Genomic DNA, 15,762 nt, shown 5'->3' with positions numbered 1-15,762 from the left:
TGCGTCAATTCAAAAAGTGACAAACCAACCACTAAATTCATCCCCAGTTGAATGGGTCACTGCTGACGCAATTAAATCTCTCAATAGCGGTAATTCTATCAATTTCGTTACCAACAAAATGGTCAAAAGTGTCTCTTTTAACCCTCGCCAATCTTTAGTTTGAGTCATTTTTGCCTCAAAAGTAGCCTTTTGAGCCAATTCACCTCCTTCTGCATCATGTCGACGACAACTCATTAATCGTCACACATATTCGGAGTGAAACATTTATGTTCAATTTCTTTAAAACACGCCCGGACTTACCTTTGTCCGATAGCTCCAAAGAGGCTATGCAATCCCGCTTTAAGAGCTTCCAATGGCAAGTATTCCTCGGTTTGGTATTTGGTTACGCTGTTTTCTACGTAGTTCGTATGAGTTTAGGTGTCGTGAAGAAACCTATGCTAGATGCGGGTATCGTCACCATTGAAGAACTCGGTATTATGGGTTCAGCCTTTTTCTTCACCTACGCAATAGGTAAGTTTTCGAACGGCTTCCTTTCTGACTATGCCAACATTGGCCGCTTTATGTCGTTCTCACTACTATTGTCAGGCGCGACAGCCGTCATCATGGGCTTGAATACCGCTGGTTTCTTCTTTGTTCTGCTTTGGGGTTTAAACGGTTGGTTCCAATCGGTAGGCTCAGCACCTTCATGTGTCTCTCTGTTCCAATGGTTCTCACCTAAACAACGTGGCTCGCGTTACTCAATATGGGGTGGCTCGCGTAACATAGGCGAAGGCATTACTTGGATCCTAACCGCTACACTCGTGAGCTACCTTGGCTGGCGCGCTGGCTTCATCGGCGCTGGTATCGCAGCAATCGTAGCAGCACTATGTATGTTCTTTATCCTTAAAGACCGCCCACAAACTTACGGTTTACCAGATGCTGCGACGGCTTTTGATGAAGAACCAGAAATCAAGAAGAAAAATGATCCTAAAGAAACACGTCGTGCTCAGCTATTTGTATTAAAACAACCCGTTGTGTGGCTTATCGCTGCGGCGTGTGCGGCAATGTACGTCTCTCGTTATGCGATGTCTTCTTGGGCAGTGCTGTATCTGCAAGAGGTAAAAGGTTATTCGTTGATTGACGCCGGTTTTGCAATGTCTACCTACCCTATCGCTGGTCTAGCAGGGGCAATTTTATCAGGCATCGTATCGGATAAAATCTTTAACGCTAACCGTCATATCCCGACGCTACTATACGGATTGGCAAATATCGCGGGTATGTGTCTAATGTTCTTTGGCCCCGATAACCGCATGGTTGATGCGGTAGCCCTAGGCCTGATCGGTTTCGCTATCGGTGGTCTGGTCGTATTCCTTGCTGGCCTCACAGCTTGTGACCTGATGCCAAAGAACGCTGTTGGTGCGGTAAAAGGCTTTATTGGATTGTTCTCTTACATGGCGGCATCTGCTCAAGAAATTATTTCTGCAAAGCTCATTACCATCACAGAAATCGACGGTGTTTCTAAGTACGACTTCTCTCAAGCTCAATACTTCTGGCTAGCGGCAGGTGTGCTGTCACTTCTGCTTGCGTTAACTGTTTGGAACGCGAAGAAAGTCGTTGATATCGACGAGGAAACTCAACCTAAATTAAAAGCTAACGTTGCCAACTAACAACGAACTTGGGGGAGTTCGCTCCCCCTTTTGGCTGGCGATTGACATTGACTTGAGGTGACGTACTTATCTGGCTCCTAGAGATGGTACCCCCTTCCCCATCAAACGAATGTTGACCACCAGCCGCCCCCCTTTTGATTGTCCATTTTCGGTTATGTTGTTAAAGGTAAGGTTATGAATAAAACTAAAATCGTCGCGACACTCGGCCCCGCGAGCCAAAGTGCCACTGTGCTAGAAGAGATGATTCTCGCTGGCGTTAATGTGGTTAGGTTAAACTTTTCACATGGCAATCCCACAAACCATATCGCGGCCGCAGCCAATGTGCGCAACACAGGACGAAAACTTGGAAAGCACATTGGCATTCTGGTTGACTTGCAAGGACCTAAAATCCGCATTTCTGGATTTAAGAATGGAGCAGTCCGACTTGAACAAGGCGCAATATTTGCCCTAGATAGCACGCTAGATTCACAAGCGGGTGACGAGCAGCGAGTAGGCCTTGATTACCCTCAGTTAATTAAAGATCTCTCTGTCGGAAATGTACTTCTGCTTGACGATGGGCGCATTCAGCTCGAAGTTGTCCATATTGACGAAGCTGGCACGATTGCAAAAACCAAAGTACTAAACAGTGGAATCCTATCCAACCGCAAGGGGATCAACTTATTGGGCGGTGGGCTTTCTGCCCCTGCTTTAACTGACAAAGATAAACAAGATATCGAGACAGCCGCGATCATTGACGCTGACTTTTTAGCCGTATCCTTTCCACGTAATGCGGACGACCTCCACTATGCTCGAGAAATCGCTCGCGCCACAGGCTGCAATGCACAAATAGTCGCTAAGGTTGAACGTGCTGAAATTGTCGAAAATCAGCAGACCATGGATGACGTTATCATCGCTTCTGACATCATTATGGTCGCTCGTGGCGATCTTGGCGTCGAAATTGGAGATGCTCGCTTACCTATTGTTCAAAAAGCACTTATCAGCCGTGCGAAACATTTTGGAAAACCCGTAATCACTGCGACTCAAATGATGGAGTCTATGATTGATAATCCTCTACCAACACGAGCAGAAGTAATGGATGTGGCGAACGCTGTTATTGATGGAACCGATGCGATTATGCTATCCGCCGAGTCCGCGACAGGTGCCTATCCGGTTGAAACCGTAAAAGCGATGGCTCGAATTGCACGTGGTGTTGAACAAGAAATTGAATGCTCAAGCAGTTGCTGGGACAAGGTCCAACAGCTTTGTAGCAATAGTAGTAAGAGCTTCGCTGTTTCTTCTGTTTTGTTCGCGGCCAAATCACAACAAAACTTAGGCGTAGCGGTATTCACCAACAGTGGTGAAACCCCACTGCTTATGTCACGTTGTCATAGCCAAGCGATGATTTGGGCACTAAGCGACAATGAAAAGTTACTTTCTCGTCTATCTATCTTACGTGGTGTTCAACCTGTATTTGCTTCGATAGACGAATCCGATGCCACCGCATCGGTTTTGGAAATCCTTGCAAAGCCGATCAAAGATCACCAACTGCAATCACTGTTAATTTCTCGTTTTGAGTCCGTTGAAAACGCGGGTGATGTCAACATTAGCCGTCTGATTCCAATTCCAACTAAAGAAGCCATTGCAGCTTAATTATTAAATTCTCCATAAACATTAGTCACACCCACTCCTTGCTCCACAGGGAAACTTAGGGATTTGGCCTACCCTTGCGGTAGGTCTTTTTTTATGCAAACAAAAAGCGCCCCAATCGGAGCGCTATTCTTAGTTTATTGGGTTATTCCCAATCAAGGATAACTTTGCCAGAAAGCCCGCTACGCATAGCGTCGAAGCCTGCTTGGAAGTCATCAACTTTGAAGTGATGAGTGATGATTGGCGTGAGATCTAGGCCTGACTGAATCAATGACGCCATCTTGTACCACGTTTCGAACATTTCGCGTCCGTAGATACCTTTAATAACAAGACCTTTAAAGATAACTTGGTTCCAGTCAATACCCATATCTGATGGTGGAATGCCTAATAGGGCAATACGACCACCGTGGTTCATTGTTTGTAGCATTGAGTTGAACGCTGAAGGTACACCAGACATTTCAAGGCCAACATCGAAGCCTTCTGTCATACCAAGTTCAGCCATCACGTCCTCAAGCTTTTGCTCTGCAACGTTAACAGCGCGAGTCACACCCATCTTACGAGCAAGATCAAGGCGGTATTCGTTTACGTCCGTGATCACTACATGACGAGCACCTACGTGCTTAGCAACCGCTGCTGCCATAATACCGATAGGGCCTGCGCCGGTGATCAGTACGTCTTCACCAACTAGGTCGAAAGACAGTGCTGTATGTACCGCATTGCCAAATGGGTCAAAGATTGACGCAAGGTCATCAGAAATCCCTTCAGGGATTTTGAATGCGTTAAATGCTGGTATCACTAGGTACTCAGAAAACGCACCTGTGCGGTTAACACCAACACCCGTTGTGTTACGACATAGATGAGTACGTCCACCACGACAGTTACGGCAGTGACCACAAGTAATATGGCCTTCACCAGATACGCGGTCACCGATTTCGAAGCCACGGACTTCTTGACCAATGCCAACCACTTCACCCACATATTCATGACCTACAACCATAGGAACCGGAATGGTTTTTTGTGACCACTCATCCCAGTTGTAGATGTGAACGTCAGTGCCACAGATCGCGGTTTTCTTAATACGGATCAGAAGATCGTTATGACCAAGTTCAGGCTTGTCGACCTCAGTCATCCAGATGCCTTGTTCAGGCTTTAGTTTTGATAGTGCTTTGATTTTCATTATTTGATGATCTCCATGTCACGACCCACTTCGATAAACGCATCGATAGCGCGATCTAGCTGCTCACGAGAGTGTGCTGCTGACATTTGTGTACGAATACGTGCCTGACCTTTTGGTACTACAGGGAAAGAGAAACCGATCACGTAGATGCCTTTCTCTAAAGCGCGCTCTGCAAACTCGGCAGCTACTTTGGCATCGCCTAACATGATTGGGATAATTGCGTGGTCTGCACCACCCATAGTGAAACCAGCCGCTTCCATACGTGCACGGAAGTGTGCGGCGTTTTCCCATAGGCGGTCGCGTAGATCACCACTCTCTTCAAGCAGGTCAAGAACGCGGATAGAAGCGTTGACGATTGCTGGTGCAACAGAGTTAGAGAATAGGTATGGACGTGAACGCTGACGTAGCCAGTCGATCACTTCAGCTTTACCAGAAGTGTAACCGCCTGAAGCGCCGCCCATCGCTTTACCCAGTGTGCCTGTGATGATGTCGATGCGATCTACAACATTGTGGTACTCGTGAGTGCCTGCACCTGTTTTGCCCATAAAGCCTACAGCGTGCGAATCATCAACCATTGTCAGTGCGCCGTACTTTTCAGCAAGGTCACAGATGGCAGGAAGATTAGCCACCACACCATCCATTGAAAAAACACCGTCAGTCACAATCAGGATGTGACGAGCGCCAGCTTCTTTTGCTGCGATTAGTTGCTGCTCTAGCTCTTCCATATTGTTGTTTGAGTAGCGGAAACGCATAGCTTTACATAAGCGAACACCATCAATGATTGAGGCGTGGTTTAGCGCATCAGAAATGATAGCGTCTTCTGCACCTAGAATCGTTTCGAACAGACCAGCGTTCGCATCGAAACAAGAGGTGTATAGGATGGTGTCTTCTTTACCCAAGAACTTAGAAAGCTTTTGTTCAAGTTCTTTATGGATGTCTTGAGTACCACAGATAAAACGCACAGATGCCATACCAAAGCCGTGAACGTCCATACCCTCTTTACCTGCTTCGATTAGAGCAGGGTGATTTGCAAGGCCAAGGTAGTTGTTCGCACAGAAGTTAAGCACTTCTTCGCCGGTTGAGATTTTCACCGCAGCGGCCTGTTGCGAAGTGATCACACGCTCTGATTTATAAAGGCCTTCCGCCTTTACTTCTTCAATTTGCTGTTGGATCTGTTGGTAGAATGCAGAAGACATTTCAAATTCCTTCCTAGTTATTATGATTGTAAGCATATCGCTTATCGATTGCCTTGAGCGTATTGCTAAAGACTAAAATCTGCTGTCTTAAGTGTAATTCAAGCACGTTGTTTCCATTATCCCGTTGAGCGGAAAAACATTATTGAATTTGAGGCACAAATTGGACGCTTTTGTGATGACCGTCGCTCAGGATCACGCTAAACTCCCCCCATCATTGCCATTAACACACTCCACTATGAAAAACACCAAACTGATCGCCCTACTCCCTGACTTAGCGAGTTTTATTTTAATCGTTGACGAAGGAAGCTTTACCGCTGCGGCGAAACAGCTTGAGGTGACGCCTTCAGCGCTAAGTAAACTGGTGACTCGATTGGAGACCTCTCTATCGGTGAAACTGTTTGAACGTACGACGCGCAAGCTGATCATTACCCGCTCAGGTCAACAGGTTTATGATCAGGCAATGGTTATGGTTAACGCCGCCAAGCAAGCCGTTGAACTTTCGACTTCAGATCATCAAGAAATGTCGGGGGCGTTGACCGTTGCAGCACCCGAAGCGTTCTTATACTCGGTGCTTCAGCCTCACGTTGTGCCTTTTCTCAAGCAATACCCGCACATTCAGCTCAAACTCCGCGCTGCCGATGGCGAAATAGATTTGATCCGCGATGGAATTGATGTCGCTTTCAAACTCACCGATAAGCCAGATGAGAATTTGGTATTGAGAGAAGTGAGTAAAACTAACTTAGTGCTGTGTGCAAGCCCTGAATATGTCGAACAGCGAGGGATGCCAACCCACCCAACAGAGCTGGTAAAACATGACTGTTTGTACCTAGCAGAAACCGACCGTGATCATATCTGGGACTTTTTTAAAGAAGACGAGTACCACTCAGTACCCGTTAGCGGACGCTACGCAGTTAACCACTCACAAATGCGATTGACAGGGGTTAAGAATGCACTTGGTATCGGCATCTTCCATGATTTTGTTATCGCCGATGCGATTGCGCAAAACCAAGTCGTTCCAGTCTTGCCAGACTGGACAATCAAAAGCAACTATCACGGGGCAATAGCAATTCAGTACCCACAAACCAAGTACATGCCCGCTCGTTTACGTGGATTCATCGACTATATGACCGAGCAACTGAGTCAAAAATAATACCGCCCTGAGGAGAGCCTCAGAGCGGTATCCATCAACTCATCGCGACTAACACGCTAAGTATTCGCGCAGTCTGGTACTTCTGCTGACGACAAATGCATCAAACAACAAGGTCGCAATAATCGTTACCCCTGCCAATGGGAAGCAGAGGCTGATCACCACAACGGACGCCAGCCCCACCTTCCAAGTACCTTCTTGTTCAAAACGCGCTGGCACCCCCAACTTGTTCTGTTTACTTGGACGTCGTAACCACCACATCACCGCACCCGTGATTGAAATCGCGATGAATGCCAAACAGAACAGTAGGTTGAGCACTTTATTGATAACACTAAGATCGCCCTGATGGAGGGATACCCCTACTGCCATCAACTTAGCCATTAGGCTGTAGTCCTGCCACGTCACATCGACTAATACCTTGCCACTGTATTGGTCGATATGAGTGGTTCTGTCTTCTCTTGGATCCGTCACATCTCCTGCCATCGAGTTCGCCGCAATGGTATAGACACCTGTCGACGATTGAGGCAAAAAGACTTTAAAACGGCTGAAACCAAGTTGCTGCGCCTGAGATATCACACTATCGATATCCATCGTGTTACTGGCATCATAACTCACTTCGTTGTGTTCATGGCCGCCATGATGGTTTTGCGACTGTGGTAACGGCGTTTGCTCAAGATTCCAAGGCAGCTCTTCTTCACTTCCATGATTTAAACTGGCGTGAGTCTGAACGGATTGTGGCTTTTCACCCCATGTATAATAGGTTGGAAAGGTGTTCCAGCCTTGGACCATTTTCGCTCCCCACACTCCAGCCCAAGCGAGGCCAGAAAGCAAAAATAGCAGCAGCACAATCGAAAGCACACCTCCTAGATTTGCGTGAAGATCTCGCAACATGGTACGTGTACCGCTGGTTAATCTCACCTTAAGAAAGCCTGCTTTGGCCGCGTTGTCTGTTGGCAGCCATAGGTATATCCCTGATACCAATAAAAGAATTCCTAAACTGGCGGACACTTCAATCAAGTAGTCTCCCCACGTTCCAATGAGTAAGGTTCCGTGAATATCGTTCGCCAACTGGTACCAACTGTTGCTGCGATCAATTTCGCCTAACACTTCTGCTGTGTAGGGGTTAACCGCCACTAACAATGATTTTCCATCTGCTAATCGAACGTTAAACCGATTGGCGACCGTCGCTTCTGAAGCCGCGATAAACTGCGTCACTCTGGCTTTGGGATATTGAGCAATAACGGCTTGCATCTGCTTCGACACAGATTGAACCGTCTCTTGGGGAGTAACCGTTAAAATTTCGCCGTAACGAAAATGTTCAATCTCATCATCAAACAGCATCACTATACCAGTGAGACTTAGCATTAGCATAAACGGGATAACGAATAAGCCAGCATAGAAGTGCCAACGCCAAGCGAGGAAATAGCGTGCTTTAGCGTTTTTCTTTTCGATGGATTGCTGACTTTTTGATGAGCGTGCGTGTTCCTTAGGTTGAGTCTCAAACTGACTACCCAGCATTATATTTTCCTTTTTAAGACGCACAGCGTCGCACCTCGAATCATGTCGAGGCTAATCGCTGAGCATTAACTTTACTTAGTGGCTTTAAGCCTAATTATTATGAGATATCGATAAAGTTGGAAAAAAGAACCGCGGGCGGAGCGCGTGGGATAGCAAATTGAAAACGTTCACTTAGAGCCAAATAAGTGTACGAATCCATCGTCGCTAATGTCGATCTTCGTGCGTGTTGGGGGGTTGGAAGAGAATCCTGATGAAAACTGGAAAAGTGACTAAATGGACAAGGTTTGCTGTGTTGGGTTTCTACCGTACCTTCTTCAACTTGAACCAGCTCAAAACCATTGATCGTACAGAGCGTCGCCCACACCCCGGCATTGGCACCATGGGCGTTTATAACAGGCATCAATGTCACAAGCACCCAGCTAAGGGCACTTGCGATTAACATGCTTCGCTTAAAATAAGACGCTCTGATCATTGTCACTCTCAATAGTTAGAGCGCAAATATATAACCTTCTGCTAACAAACTCAGTAACCTACGATAAAAAACCTAACATTGATCATGGTTTTTTACCCTTACAGTATGGCCTTGAGCCTTTTAGCCAAATAGCTTGCTCCAGATGCTTGGATTACGCTTATCATGATACTCAACACGTAAATCATCGACGCGTTTTAACTCCGCTTTGGCCGCTTCTAAGTTACCAGCCTCTAATTTCGCCTCAATAGAGTCCAACGCAACAGAAAGCTTATTAAAGCCTTCAAGGTAAAGATCGGTTTTCTCTGGCGGGTATTCACCCTGTTTCGACTGTTCAATTAACTCCGAGAGATTAGCAACTGCGGATTTCATTTGGGTGATTTCCTCTGCCTGAGCGGCCTGTTTGAACTCGACTTTCATCTGTTTCATGGTCGCTTTCAAATCGAAATCACTCGCAAACACTTGAGCTGACATAACTAACGCGAATACAGGAACCAATTTTTTCATTGTATTTATTCTTTATTTCGGGGAAATGAGGACAAAGTGTACTGAATTTATTCCGCACACATGAGCGTAAATTTGTATCAACTTATAACGGTTTAAAGTCTTCGATAACCTCGCGACCACGTAACGCTAAGAAGTCTAAAAACTGCGCAACTGAGTGAGTAATCACCTTTTGGCTGTCAACGCCCACTTGATCTAAGAGATCCGATACAAGTTGCAGTCCGCCGACATCCTGACAGAAATGAGCATCACTACCTGTGGTAAAATACACACCAATTTCTTTGCCCAAAGCAGCGATTTCATGACAGCGTTCGACACTGCCAACGCGGCTATTTCCGCGCAACGTTGTATTATTAATTTCAATCGCCACGTTGTGCTGTTTTGCACATTCAAGAACGGGAACATAATCAAAATCAAAGTTCGGATTGCCTAGGTGGCCCAACGCATCGACATTGCCGCTTTGAATGGTATTAATCAGCGCTTGGGTATGGGTCTCTTTGTCCGACGGATGGAACACTGGTTCGTGAAAACTGCCGATCACCCAGTCGAGACTATTGTAAGACGTTGGGTGAACATCAATATCTCCGTTGATATTGAGAATGTTCGCTTCAACGCCACGGATCACCGCCACCCCTTCAATAAAACGTGGCAAAACACGCTGATTAGAGAAGAACCAATAATGAGGTGCACCAGGCATTGACTCAGCGTGGTCTGTAGTACAGAACATCGCTAGACCATTTTCCTTCGCCAGACAAGCATTCTCAATCAGAGTGCTATACGCGTGCCCACTTGCGTACGTGTGAGTATGGGTATCAATAACCAGTTTCATAAATCGACGCTACTTCTCATCCAGTTCAACAACGACATTAGCCTATCAACTCTCCCCTGTTTAAGTCCACCGAAACCCACTCCTAAAGGCTTTCAATAATAAAAACATCAATATGAAGTAGTTTTTTTGCATCATCGCCAGTTTGTTCAATACTTAGAATGTACTTGCTACTGGACAGATCATGAGAAAGCGTCGTTACTCCCTAAGTATTCATATCACTACTCTATTTCTGGTTCTCACGACATTAGTGGGCTCGGTTCTTATTGCCATCAGTTACCGACATGCTCAGGATTTGTTAACCGGAAGTGCGAAAGAACTCAGCAGTGAAAACGCTCGACAGCTGGAATCAACGTTCCAGGTCAAAGCGGGGCCGATTCTTACCACTCTCGATTTTATGGCGATGAGTAGATCAATTGATGACCATCAGGCACCTGAAAAACATCAACTTTTCCTCGCCTCCCTCCATTTGATTTTTCAACGCAACCCAGGAGTCGTCGCACTTTTCTATGCTAACGATTCTGGTGACCTCACACTGATTCGCGCCCTTAGAACCAATGGCGACCGAGAACGATTTGATGCACCAGACAAAGCCGCGCTGATGATCAACACGACCAATCCGTCTGGTCTCAATCGTTTTACCTTCCTTGATGGCAGTTTCCGCAATGTTGGACAGCGCCAAAGCAATGACAATAAGTTTGATCCACGCACTCGTCCGTGGTTCTCCAATGCAGACCTAGATGGCGAAATACGACTCACTGAGCCATATTTTTTTTACTTCCTGAAGACCAACGGAGTTACACTATCACGTCGTTCGCCGGATGGTCAGAGTGTCGTTGGAGCAGATTTCACCTTAACTTCGCTGTCTGAACAAATCAGTCGAATGGGACATTCGGAAAATACCAAGCTGACTCTATTTGACAATAAATTCAACATATTGGCCCATCACAATGTTGGCATAGAACAGAGTGACGACGGCCGCCCCAGTGTTGATTTACTCAAAGACAGCGTATTTAGAACCGTCATCAACCGTAGTTCGAGTCAAATCATTTACGAAACGCTTGAGCACGATGACCAGAATTGGTCAGTGACGTTAACGCCGGTTAGCTTAAACAACAAAACCCGCTTGTTACTCGCTGAAGCGACACCTCAAGATGATTTGCTCTCTTCATTGCTGTCAATGCGAGATAAGCAAGTTCGAGTCGCGGTCGCAATGTTGCTGATGAGCTTTGTTGTCGTTTGGTTAGTGGTACAACGTTTGGCTAACCCGCTTCAGGCATTAGTGAGGCAGACCGACAACATCGCCCGTTTTGATTTTAAAAAGACTCGTTACACCAAAAGTGTCATCAAAGAAGTGGCCAACCTCACTCAATCTATCGAGTTGATGGAGCATACACTCTATGATTTACTCATGCTGCTTCGAGATACCGCCAGCAATCAAGATTTCGCAGTACTCGCTAAAACGATCGCCCATCAAAGTTTTTTAGTCACCAAGGCAGAAACTATCGTTCTCTTTACTCGCGATGACAAAACAAATTCGCTGCTACCATCAGCAAACCAAGCCATTATTCCGTTCAAAATCGATATCAATCAGTTGATCCAATCCACACCTTGGGTCAGCACCGACTTAGCAAAAGGCGATATTGTCCATCTCAACCGCGAAGATAACGTACTGGCGAAGTACAGAGAAATCCTCTATAACTCCGACATTTACCTGTTCCCACTCCACAATCGGACTCATGAACTGATCGGTGTACTGCTACTTGGTTATGAACGAGCCATCACCCCTGATCAATCAGATAAACACGCATTCCTCAATGAACTGCTCAGTTTTGGCGCATTGGCAAAAGAGAATATCGACCGTATCGAACAACAAAAAGAGATGCTCACCGCGTTTGTTGAGCTGATTGCTTCTGCCATTGATACCAAATCGCCGTACACCGGTAGTCACTGTCAGCGTATCCCTAAACTGACTGAAATGCTGGTTAAGGCTACCGAGCAAGATAACAGCTATTTTCCGCTGTTTAAGATGTCGAAACAGCAATGGGAAGAGTTGCATCTCGCCTCTTGGCTTCATGATTGCGGTAAAGTCACCACGCCAGAATACGTAATAGACAAAGCGACGAAATTGGAAACCATATACGATCGGATCCACGAAGTCCGGATGCGTTTTGAATTGCTCAAAGCGCAAGCTGAAATCGACTATTGGAAAGCGCTATCTGCGGGGGGAGACGACAAGCAGTTGAAAGAAACGTTGACCCGTAAACAACAGCAACTTGATGATGACTTTTACTTCATTGCTGAATGTAATATCGGTGGTGAAAACATGAGTCAGGATGCTCTAGAACGCCTCAAGAAAATCAGTGCCTATAAATGGACAAGGACGTTAGATGACCAAGCTGGTGTCTCATGGATAGAAAAACAACGTGCCGGAAAGCCTAGCGATTTACCCGTTGAAGAGTCAATCCTCGCCGACAAACAAGTGCATCTCATTGAGTGGCAGAGTAACACTAAACCACAGGATTTTTGGCAAGAGGAGTTTGTATTGGTACCAGGCGATTACAAGTACAATCGTGGCGAACTCTATAACCTCTCCATCCAGAGAGGGACCCTGAACGATGAAGAGCGCTTTATTATCAATGACCATATCATTCAGACCATCATGATGCTCAATCGTCTTCCCTACCCGGACCATCTCAAAAATATTCCTGAAATCGCAGGAGGACATCATGAGCGAATGGATGGCAAAGGTTATCCAAAAGGTTTATTCCAAGAACAACTATCCATTCCCGCACGTGTTATGGCGATTGCCGATGTCTTTGAAGCTCTGACTTCAAGCAATAGGCCGTACAAAAAAGCCAAAACTCTATCTGAATCTTTAGAAATCATGACGGAGATGGCAACAACGGGACACATTGATCCTAAGCTATATCTGATTTTTCTTGAACAACACATCGATCAACAATACGCAGAGATGTTTTTATCACCAAATCAGTTGGGTGAGATTGACCGTGGAGCACATATCAAAAGAGTGAAAAGCTTCCTAAAATCCCATTTCTAAACACTCCAACAATTTGCGAACCAAATTAGAGTAAATGCGTCATTTTTATCTCGAAACGCAAAATCATGCTCTAGCTATAACTTTCAACAAGTTAGCTCACCAATGAGTCAATATTTAATCGATTGCCCTCTCAAAGGTTGATGTATATCAAAGAGTCATAGACAATACGCTGCCATCTGAGCATTGAGCTCCGTTTTTTGGCGTCAGCCCCGCTGACAAATGAAAGAATTGGCACGCTTTATTGGCTTTTGCCTATCAGTTTAATAGGCAAGACCAGTTTTATAATTTGAGGTGTCGTTGATAGGGTTGGTCTACTTAAATGCCAACCTCCTAGGCACATGCTAACTACCTCGTTTCTAAGGGAAAGATGATGGTAATACCAGAAAACAGCAGCATCGTTATTTTTGGTGCTTCGGGCGACTTAACCTATCGTAAGTTGATCCCTGCTTTATATCACCTTTACTCAAACAAACAGCTGCCTGAGAACTTCGCTATCCTCGGCGTAAGTCGTACGGAATACAGCGATGAGTCTTACCGTGAAAAGCTAAAACGTTCTCTTCAGGAAATGGAGAAAACTGAGCCAGCAACATTAGATGCTTTTATCAACCATCTGCATTACCAAGCGATCAACACCTCGGATACTTCTGATTACTCTAAACTGTCGTCGCGTCTCAACCAATTGGCAGACCATTATCAGTTCGAGCAACGCAATACGCTATTCTACCTAGCAACGCCACCAAGCCTATACAGCATCATTCCAGCCAGCCTTGCTGCACACGGTTTGAACAATGAAGATGACGGTTGGAAACGCCTAATCATCGAAAAACCGTTTGGCTATGATCTGGCTTCTGCGCGAAAACTCGATAAAGAAATTCATGAGCACTTCCAAGAGCACCAAATCTACCGTATTGACCATTACCTAGGTAAAGAAACAGTACAGAACTTATTGGTATTCCGCTTCTCCAACGCAATGTTTGAACCATTGTGGAATCGCAACTTCATCGACTATGTTGAAATCACAGGCGCGGAATTCCTCGGTGTGGAAGAGCGTGGTGGCTACTACGACGGCTCGGGCGCTGTTCGTGATATGTTCCAAAACCACTTGCTGCAAGTCCTTGCTATGGTCGGTATGGAACCACCGGCACAAATCAATGCAGACTCAATGCGTGATGAAGTGGTTAAAGTTCTTCAGTGTCTAAAACCGCTTGAAGAAGACGATCTACGTAACAACCTCGTTCTTGGTCAGTACACTGAATCGGATGTACGTGGTGAATTTTTACCAAGCTACCGTAATGAGCCAGGTGTTGCCGAAGATTCGCGCACTGAGACTTACGTTGGCCTGAAAGCGTACATCAACAACTGGCGTTGGAATGGCGTGCCTTTCTATGTCCGCACAGGTAAGCGTCTCCCAACACGTGTCACGGAAGTGGTTATCCATTTCAAACAGACACCGCACCCAGTGTTTGGTCAAAATGCGCCAGAAAACAAACTGATCATTCGTATTCAGCCAGACGAAGGCATCCAAATGAGCTTTGGTTTAAAAGAACCAGGCGCGGGTTTCCATGCCAAAGAAGTGAAAATGAACTTTCATTATGCTTCTCTGCAAGAAACGCAAATGCTGACGGCCTATGAGCGTTTACTGCTTGATGCACTAAACGGTGATGCGACGCTGTTTGCTCGTAGCGATGCGGTCGAAGCGTGCTGGAAATACGTTCAACCGATTCTAGACTTCAAACAAGACCCACAAGCTCTATTTGGTTACGCTTGTGGTACATGGGGACCAAAAGAGTCTGATGACTTACTGCAACGTGACAATCGTGCATGGCGCTTCCCTTGTAAAAACTTAACTGACACGGATTACTGTGAACTATGATTAATCACAAGATTTTTCCAACCGCTGAACAAGTGGTGGCAAGCTTAGCTGACGACATGAAAGCCTATAGCGAACTTGGCCGACCTGTCCATATTTCACTCTCTGGCGGTAGCACGCCGAAGATGCTATTTAAACTATTGGCAAGTGACACTTACGCGACATCCATTCAATGGAACAACCTGCACTTCTGGTGGGGTGATGAGCGCTGTGTCGCACCAGACGATGTAGAAAGCAACTATGGCGAGGCCAACGCCTTACTGTTTAGCCAAGTCAATCTTCCTCGCGAAAACATCCACCGTATTCGCGGCGAAGATGAGCCAGCCGTTGAAGCAAAACGCTTTGCTGAAGAAATGGCTGCCGTGATTCCATGTGAAAATGGCACTCCTGTGTTTGACTGGATTCTACTCGGCGTTGGGGCAGATGGTCACACTGCATCCCTGTTCCCAAATCAAACAAATTACCAGGATGAGAACTTATCTGTGCTTGCCTCTCACCCTGAGTCAGGACAAATTCGCGTTTCAAAAACCGCAAAAGTGTTGGAAGCAGCGAAACGCATCAGCTACCTCGTACTTGGTGCAGGCAAAGTTGACATTGTAAACGAAATTCATACTACTCCGGCGAATGAGCTGCCTTATCCAGCATCAAAAATCCAGTCAAAAACTGGTCTAACGGAATGGTACTTAGATTCAGACGCAGCAGCAAAAATCGCGTAATGCGAG

At 45.9% G+C, this 15,762-nt stretch carries 13 protein-coding genes; 6 read left to right on the top strand and 7 right to left on the bottom strand.

Annotated elements, in window-relative coordinates:
- Nucleotides 1–9: 9 nt before the first annotated feature.
- On the bottom strand, nucleotides 10–198 hold the full coding sequence (locus ACQEXT_RS00850) for a hypothetical protein (RefSeq protein ID WP_426950186.1): 189 nt from the start codon (nucleotides 196–198) through the stop codon (nucleotides 10–12).
- Nucleotides 199–266: 68 nt separating this feature from the next.
- Here ACQEXT_RS00850 and ACQEXT_RS00845 point away from each other — a divergent pair, with 68 nt between their 5' ends.
- Both ACQEXT_RS00845 and pyk read left to right on the top strand, forming a co-directional pair.
- Complete coding sequence (locus ACQEXT_RS00845) at nucleotides 267–1,646, top strand: MFS transporter (RefSeq protein ID WP_138972617.1); 1,380 nt, start codon at nucleotides 267–269, stop codon at nucleotides 1,644–1,646.
- A gap of 174 nt (nucleotides 1,647–1,820) precedes the next feature.
- Nucleotides 1,821–3,275: a pyruvate kinase gene (pyk, locus tag ACQEXT_RS00840; protein ID WP_426950184.1), complete on the top strand. Its 1,455-nt coding sequence runs from the start codon at nucleotides 1,821–1,823 to the stop codon at nucleotides 3,273–3,275.
- Nucleotides 3,276–3,417: 142 nt separating this feature from the next.
- On the opposite strand, the gene tdh is transcribed toward pyk, so the two are convergent.
- Entirely contained in the window at nucleotides 3,418–4,449 is a 1,032-nt protein-coding gene (tdh, locus tag ACQEXT_RS00835; RefSeq protein WP_426950182.1) for an L-threonine 3-dehydrogenase, read from the bottom strand.
- Nucleotides 4,449–5,645 carry a glycine C-acetyltransferase gene (locus ACQEXT_RS00830; RefSeq protein ID WP_138972620.1) on the bottom strand — a complete coding sequence of 399 codons (1,197 nt, stop codon included), beginning with the start codon at nucleotides 5,643–5,645 and terminating at the stop codon, nucleotides 4,449–4,451. The genes tdh and ACQEXT_RS00830 overlap by 1 nt, the downstream gene beginning before the upstream one ends.
- A gap of 235 nt (nucleotides 5,646–5,880) precedes the next feature.
- On the opposite strand from ACQEXT_RS00830, the gene ACQEXT_RS00825 reads away from it, so the two are divergent.
- The gene (locus ACQEXT_RS00825; RefSeq protein WP_426950180.1) at nucleotides 5,881–6,795 is read left to right on the top strand and encodes a LysR family transcriptional regulator; all 915 of its coding nucleotides are present in this window, start codon (nucleotides 5,881–5,883) and stop codon (nucleotides 6,793–6,795) included.
- Between the two features lie 48 nt (nucleotides 6,796–6,843).
- Here the strand turns inward: ACQEXT_RS00825 and ACQEXT_RS00820 are convergent, their stop codons facing one another.
- The 4 genes from ACQEXT_RS00820 to ACQEXT_RS00805 all read right to left on the bottom strand — a co-directional run bounded on the left by ACQEXT_RS00820 (nucleotide 6,844) and on the right by ACQEXT_RS00805 (nucleotide 10,112).
- On the bottom strand, nucleotides 6,844–8,310 hold the full coding sequence (locus ACQEXT_RS00820) for a PepSY-associated TM helix domain-containing protein (protein WP_426950178.1): 1,467 nt from the start codon (nucleotides 8,308–8,310) through the stop codon (nucleotides 6,844–6,846).
- Between the two features lie 97 nt (nucleotides 8,311–8,407).
- Entirely contained in the window at nucleotides 8,408–8,782 is a 375-nt protein-coding gene (locus tag ACQEXT_RS00815; protein ID WP_331427293.1) for a hypothetical protein, read from the bottom strand.
- Nucleotides 8,783–8,902: 120 nt separating this feature from the next.
- Nucleotides 8,903–9,286 (bottom strand): cytochrome b562, encoded by a 384-nt coding sequence (locus tag ACQEXT_RS00810; RefSeq protein ID WP_426950177.1) that lies wholly within the window; start codon nucleotides 9,284–9,286, stop codon nucleotides 8,903–8,905.
- Nucleotides 9,287–9,368: 82 nt separating this feature from the next.
- Nucleotides 9,369–10,112, bottom strand: a complete 744-nt coding sequence (locus ACQEXT_RS00805) for a phosphatase (RefSeq protein WP_426950175.1) — start codon at nucleotides 10,110–10,112, stop codon at nucleotides 9,369–9,371.
- A gap of 181 nt (nucleotides 10,113–10,293) precedes the next feature.
- Between ACQEXT_RS00805 and ACQEXT_RS00800 the strand changes: the two genes are divergently transcribed.
- The 3 genes from ACQEXT_RS00800 to pgl all read left to right on the top strand — a co-directional run bounded on the left by ACQEXT_RS00800 (nucleotide 10,294) and on the right by pgl (nucleotide 15,756).
- Nucleotides 10,294–13,170 carry an HD domain-containing phosphohydrolase gene (locus ACQEXT_RS00800; RefSeq protein WP_426950173.1) on the top strand — a complete coding sequence of 959 codons (2,877 nt, stop codon included), beginning with the start codon at nucleotides 10,294–10,296 and terminating at the stop codon, nucleotides 13,168–13,170.
- 370 nt (nucleotides 13,171–13,540) lie between these two features.
- On the top strand, nucleotides 13,541–15,043 hold the full coding sequence (zwf, locus tag ACQEXT_RS00795; protein ID WP_426950295.1) for a glucose-6-phosphate dehydrogenase: 1,503 nt from the start codon (nucleotides 13,541–13,543) through the stop codon (nucleotides 15,041–15,043).
- Nucleotides 15,040–15,756, top strand: coding sequence for a 6-phosphogluconolactonase (gene pgl / locus ACQEXT_RS00790; protein WP_426950172.1), 717 nt, complete (start codon nucleotides 15,040–15,042; stop codon nucleotides 15,754–15,756). The genes zwf and pgl overlap by 4 nt, the downstream gene beginning before the upstream one ends.
- Nucleotides 15,757–15,762: the final 6 nt, after the last annotated feature.

The organism is Vibrio sp. TRT 29B02 (assembly GCF_050113655.1).
In the GTDB taxonomy this organism is placed as follows: Bacteria; Pseudomonadota; Gammaproteobacteria; order Enterobacterales; family Vibrionaceae; genus Vibrio.
The sequence above is the reverse complement of the archived record's forward strand: the minus strand, read 5'-3'. Positions and strand labels throughout refer to the sequence as shown.

Excerpts from the sequence above, each read along its gene's own strand:
- tdh (WP_426950182.1), bottom strand. The coding sequence starts at position 4,449 with ATGAAAATCAAAGCACTATCAAAACTAAAGCCTGAACAAGGCATCTGG.
- ACQEXT_RS00805 (WP_426950175.1), bottom strand. The coding sequence starts at position 10,112 with ATGAAACTGGTTATTGATACCCATACTCACACGTACGCAAGTGGGCAC.
- ACQEXT_RS00820 (WP_426950178.1), bottom strand. The coding sequence starts at position 8,310 with ATGCTGGGTAGTCAGTTTGAGACTCAACCTAAGGAACACGCACGCTCA.
- ACQEXT_RS00810 (WP_426950177.1), bottom strand. The coding sequence starts at position 9,286 with ATGAAAAAATTGGTTCCTGTATTCGCGTTAGTTATGTCAGCTCAAGTG.
- ACQEXT_RS00830 (WP_138972620.1), bottom strand. The coding sequence starts at position 5,645 with ATGTCTTCTGCATTCTACCAACAGATCCAACAGCAAATTGAAGAAGTA.
- ACQEXT_RS00815 (WP_331427293.1), bottom strand. The coding sequence starts at position 8,782 with ATGATCAGAGCGTCTTATTTTAAGCGAAGCATGTTAATCGCAAGTGCC.
- ACQEXT_RS00845 (WP_138972617.1), top strand. The coding sequence starts at position 267 with ATGTTCAATTTCTTTAAAACACGCCCGGACTTACCTTTGTCCGATAGC.
- ACQEXT_RS00825 (WP_426950180.1), top strand. The coding sequence starts at position 5,881 with ATGAAAAACACCAAACTGATCGCCCTACTCCCTGACTTAGCGAGTTTT.
- pgl (WP_426950172.1), top strand. The coding sequence starts at position 15,040 with ATGATTAATCACAAGATTTTTCCAACCGCTGAACAAGTGGTGGCAAGC.
- pyk (WP_426950184.1), top strand. The coding sequence starts at position 1,821 with ATGAATAAAACTAAAATCGTCGCGACACTCGGCCCCGCGAGCCAAAGT.
- ACQEXT_RS00800 (WP_426950173.1), top strand. The coding sequence starts at position 10,294 with ATGAGAAAGCGTCGTTACTCCCTAAGTATTCATATCACTACTCTATTT.
- zwf (WP_426950295.1), top strand. The coding sequence starts at position 13,541 with ATGGTAATACCAGAAAACAGCAGCATCGTTATTTTTGGTGCTTCGGGC.